The following is an 857-nucleotide window of genomic DNA, read 5'->3' as shown; positions in this document are numbered from 1 at the left end:
TGCCGCCGCGCTGCGCTCTCGCGCTCGGCTCGCGCCCTGGCCTCCCGCTCGGCTCGCGCCGCCCGTCGAAGGGAATCTGCCCGGCCTCGTACGGACTGTGCGCGCTCTTCGGCGGTCCGCACGTTCAACCGAGCTTCGACCTCCACGGCACGCACTTCGGTCAGCGCCGCTGCCGCCATCTCCCGTTCCATGGTGGTCGCAGCGTCACCGCTCTCGCCGTCTCCCGCGAAACCCGATTGCTCGTCCTCGGCCGTCCGCAGGTTTTCCTCGAGCTCGGCCAGCCGCGCAATCGCTTCTTCTCGACTGGCCTCGGCAGAGCTACGCTGCGTCGTCAATCGCGCCGACTCCGCATGAGCCGAACGCGCCAGCTGACCCAATCGGCCCAACTGTTCGTACACCGCGGCCATCGCAGCGTCGGATTCGTTGAGCGCCGCGAGCGCTTGCTCGGCCGATTCGCGCCGATCCCGTTGTTCTTCCAACGCTCCCGACAGCGCTGCGTCGAGTTCCTCCGCGCGGCGGACCGCCGCCGCCAACTCCACCGTCGACGTGTCGATTGCCGACTGCACCTCGAGGGTGCTCGGGCGACGGTCCGAGCCGCCGGTGACCCAGCCGGCTTCGACGACGTCGCCGTCCTTGGTCACCGCACGCAGCTCACCGGAATCGGAGACGAGACGGTGGGCAGCGTCGAGCGAATCGACGGCGACCACACCGTCGAGCAGGGCCGCCATTGCCGCGGCCAACCGGTCCGGATACCCGATCAGGTCCAGCACCCATCGAGCCCCACTCGGGAGGTCCGGGCGTCGAACCGATCGTGCTGCAACGACACTGCCGTGCACGATGGACGCGCGGCCGCCGTC

The 857-nt window shown here is 69.9% G+C and carries 1 pseudogene; it reads right to left on the bottom strand.

Annotated elements, in window-relative coordinates:
- A pseudogene (locus tag RHBS_RS28120) lies at positions 1-857 on the bottom strand (chromosome segregation protein SMC); the annotation flags it as partial.

This window comes from Rhodococcus sp. BS-15 (genome assembly GCF_000813105.1).
GTDB lineage: Bacteria > Actinomycetota > Actinomycetes > Mycobacteriales > Mycobacteriaceae > Rhodococcoides.
This window is presented reverse-complemented; position numbering and strand designations above follow the sequence as displayed.